Origin of the sequence: Kamptonema sp. PCC 6506 (assembly GCF_000180455.1) — a bacterium.
Lineage (GTDB): Bacteria > Cyanobacteriota > Cyanobacteriia > Cyanobacteriales > Microcoleaceae > Kamptonema > Kamptonema formosum.
The window spans coordinates 1-4,052 of record NZ_CACA01000012.1 but is presented as its reverse complement, the minus strand read 5'-3'; the positions used below and the strand labels follow the sequence as shown (position 1 = coordinate 4,052).

At 44.0% G+C, this 4,052-nt stretch carries 2 protein-coding genes; both read right to left on the bottom strand.

Features of this window, described 5'->3' with window-relative positions; genetic code table 11:
• Window positions 1–77: 77 nt before the first annotated feature.
• Window positions 78–2,342 (bottom strand): CHAT domain-containing protein, encoded by a 2,265-nt coding sequence (locus tag OSCI_RS27790; RefSeq protein ID WP_007352926.1) that lies wholly within the window; start codon window positions 2,340–2,342, stop codon window positions 78–80.
• Between the two features lie 170 nt (window positions 2,343–2,512).
• Window positions 2,513–4,006 carry a serine/threonine-protein kinase gene (locus tag OSCI_RS00780; RefSeq protein WP_026103699.1) on the bottom strand — a complete coding sequence of 498 codons (1,494 nt, stop codon included), beginning with the start codon at window positions 4,004–4,006 and terminating at the stop codon, window positions 2,513–2,515.
• Between the last annotated feature and the right edge of the window lie 46 nt (window positions 4,007–4,052).

Sequence of the window (4,052 nt, the reverse complement as noted above, 5' to 3'; positions counted from 1 at the left end):
GTTTTAACCCCTGGCGGGTTTCAGCTTAACTTGACATGATGGCAAAGGCTTGTCTCGATTGCCATTTCCTGAGAAATCTATTGCCCAACTGCACAAAACGCCGCCCAGAAATGGGGAGATTGATAAGGTTTATTTTCTGGGTTTTCACCCCATTTAATATAATCTTGTATTTCCTGTTTCTTGGCATCTGCAATTAACTGACAATCTGCCACCCATTCTACCAACTTTTGCACAGTTGCCTCCCTTAGCCACAACTGCGACTCCCGCAAAGCGATGGCCACAGGCGGCCGAATTTCCGATAGCAAAAGTTCATAAAACCTGATCATCAAAATAGCCGTAGATACATCATTAACTGCCCATAAAGTGCTAATTACATTCGTGGCCCCCGCATAGAAAAAACCGCTAGGCAATCCGATATACTCATCAGTGGTATCTCTAATATCAGTCAACCCAGTTTCGCAGGCGGAAAGGGTAACTAAACTGCACTTATTTAACTTTAAATCAAAGATTTCTGTCAGCGTTACGCATTGGGTAATATCGAAGATTTCGCCTCGGCGGGAACGAATATAACTTTGGTTGGAGGAAACCCCCCCTAGCCCCCCCTTGGTAAGGGGGGGACTTCTCTTGTCTCGCCATTTGGTAAGGGGAAATCTTCTCCTGTCTCCCCCCTTGCCAAGGGAGAATTTTCTTTTTTCTCCTCTCCAGTCTCCCCACTTGGTAAGGGGGAATCTTCTCCAGTCTCCCCCCTTACCAAGGAGAAATCCTCTCCAGTCTCCCCCCTTACCCAAGGGGGGATTAAGGGGGGTTACTTTCGACCCAGCTAAGATTAAAGCGGATTTCCGGGGATTGGAAAAGTCGAAAAAACCGTGACAAGAAAAATGCGCGATATCGGCATCTTGTAACCCGGTAATTCGTTCCTGCAATCCTGTCTTACTTGCCTTTTCCCTCTTCAAAACTTCGGCAGGATTAAAGGATTTAGCAATAGCTTCAACTTCGATATCGGTGAAGTCTAAATCTTCTGTCGGGTTTTGAATGGCAAACAATTTTCTCGGTGATGAATCTTCCCCAGGCGGATTTACCCGCTGAGATAATAGTAATAGCTGACAACTGGGAGTATATCTCACGCCGCCAGGGAAAAGATCGAGGAGACTGCCAGTTTCTTCTACATTTTCCCTGAGTCGGCGACTGGTTAAGGCGTGAAGTGGTAACAAGTGCAAATATCGGAAGGGAACTAAGATTAATCGCTTACAAGTTTCCGGGAGGCGAGAAATTATTTCATCTATATGTAAGATTTCAGCTAATTTTTCCAGGCGGGTTTCTAGCTGGTTTTTCCAGTTGTCGTATTTTTCATTATCTTTGATGTCGTCGATATATTCCCGTTGAAATTCCTCTAATGCTTGCAAATCTTGTTCGGAAGATTCCCAAACATCAACCCCCCCAACCCCCCCTTGGTAAGGGGGGGCTAAGAAGGGTTGATAGGTGACAATGAAAACTTTAAAGCCGTTAAAGGTAATGTACCATTCCAAAATTGCCTCATCTTCAGCTAACAGATTGCCAATTTCAGCAAAACTAATCGGCTGTGGATTTTGCGGGACACTGCGGGCATTGTAAAATAATTCTACGAGGTTTCGGGTTTTGCTGCGTTCGACGTATTCTAGGGCGGCAGTTTGGTTTGCCATTGCTAGGCAAACTTCGACCATTTCCTGATAAAGTTTATTCCATTCTTCAGCTAATTTCTGTCTGTCTGCTTCACCACCGATAATGATTTCACTCCGCATTAATTCGACTGTCTCAATGGCAGTGTTAAAGGTATCGTAAGCTGCTGGGAGTTGGGAATTATCCCGGTAGGCAAGTCCGAGGTTATATAAAGTTTCAGCATTATTGATCGGAAAAGCCTCACGGGTGTAAACTTCCAAAGATGCCAAATAAGCCGCGATCGCCACTTCCAAATTCTCTGCTTTTTCCCCTCTGATTCTGTTGCCGTAGTCAGCCCCCAGATTGTTTTGAAACGCTGCCCAATATTCCGAGTAAGCTTCGCGAGTAATAACAGTTAACCCAATCTCCAAACAAGCGATACTTACCTCTAAATTACTTGCCCGACTGCCTTGCCGCAGACTAGAAAAACCCAGATTAAAGTTGTGTAAATTAATAGCACAATTGAAAGCTTCTTCATCCTGCAACTTTCCCAGAGTTTGAGTTGCCCAGTCTCGCCGCAAAAATTGGGCAAAACCCTCGTCTATCAACTCTAAATTAGCCTGCATAATGCCCATTTCTTCCTCGCGATCGCAGGTGAGGAGGGCATCAATCAAATTTTGATAAGCTTGGCGGCGTAGTTCGTCCATTTCAGGTAGGGAGAGATTAGCCGAGAATTATTATTTAGTAATTGTATCATAAATTTATGACTTACACAAAGAAACCGGGTTTCTCTGACAAATCCCCGATTCTCAACTAGATATCTACGAAGAAACCCGGTTTCTAACCTCGACGTGGGTAAATCCTAGTTGATATTAATCTACTTAAAATATACTTCGCATTGACTGAGTTTAGCAGCCATTACTTCTAGATGTCGCCACCATTTTAAGCCGACTACCCATATCCGCGAGGGCAAATGTCCAGGTGGCGCTGTGCGACTAAAGTTTAGGCCTTCGTAGGGATTATGAGGATTATAAGTAAGCCAGCCAACGCGATCGCAAAATTTCGCGTAATCATTGCCAACACTATCATAAATTTGCGTTTGTATGCTATAGCCAAATTGCCCGTTACTGTACTTCACCCACAGTTGATTAATTGTCTCCAAATCTACACAAGGTAAATTATCAATTTCATTGGGATGAAGATAACATTTAGTTGGTTTACCCAAAGCTTGACAGAGAACTATCCAAGTTTCTAGATCCGCTTGTTTCCATTTTTGTGCTGCTAGTAAATGTTGCAATTGAGTGTAATCAACACCTGCTGCCGATATCAAATTATCTCCAGTAGGTTTAACAGACCAAGGTAGGATTTTTACCAGAAAACTAGGACGAAATGGTGATGAAACCGATTTCACTGGTGTAAGCTTAGACTTGACTACTTTAGAAGTTTTGCTAATAGCTGGATTAGTGCTAGCGATCGTGTCTTTTAAAACTTCTTCTGCCGACTGATAGCGTTTACCCAGAGAATGTTCTAGCAATTTATCTAAGATTTTACCGAGCTTAACCTGGCTTTGACGAATTTTATTTAAGTTGTCACTGTTACGAGTAGGTAAAAAATCTCGCCACGCCCAACGGTCATTTACCATGTCATACATATCCCAAGGAGAAACACCTGTCATTAAGTGAATACAGGTAACGCCTAAACTAAATAGATCGCTAGCTGATATCGCTTTTCCTCGCGATTGTTCGGGGGCCATATATTCGGGAGAACCAATAATCGTACCCGTATGAATGACAGCATTGTTGGGAATCATTTTAGCAATCCCAAAGTCGAGTAAAACTGGTTTGCTATCGCTATTGCGGCTAATAATATTGCTTGGTTTAATGTCGCGATGAATGATAGAATGTTCGTGGATAAATTGGAGTACGGGTAACAAGTCCCGTAGCAATTCCCAAATCTCCTCTTCGTTAAAAATCCCTGTTTGGCGCAATTTTTGGGAGAGAGTTAGCCCTTCAATAAACTCTTGAACTAGATAGAGAAGGTGATTTTCTTCAAAGTGGGCTAATAGTTGAGGAATTTGAGGGTGTCCGCCAAGTTGGTTAAGGCGCAGGGCCTCTTGGCGAAATAATCTAGCGGCTGTATTGTAGCTTTCTGGGTCGTGAGTGGGAAAGGAAAATTGTTTGATGACGCAGGATGGTTTGAGGGGAATTTGTTCATCGACTGCTAAAAAGGTTTTCCCAAAGCCACCTTGACCGATGGGCCGCATGGGTCGATAGCGTTGTTGAAGTAACAACCGGGAACCGCAACTCTGGCAATGTTGCGCTGTGTCTGGGTTTCGGGGGTTTTGGCATCCAGGGGTGACACAGTGGGTCATGGGGGAGAGGGGCTAGGGGCTAGGGGCTAGGGGCTAGGGGGAAGAG

Bases quoted from the DNA above. Each gene is read 5' to 3' on its own strand.
- OSCI_RS27790 (WP_007352926.1), bottom strand. From the start codon at position 2,342: ATGGACGAACTACGCCGCCAAGCTTATCAAAATTTGATTGATGCCCTC.
- OSCI_RS00780 (WP_026103699.1), bottom strand. From the start codon at position 4,006: ATGACCCACTGTGTCACCCCTGGATGCCAAAACCCCCGAAACCCAGAC.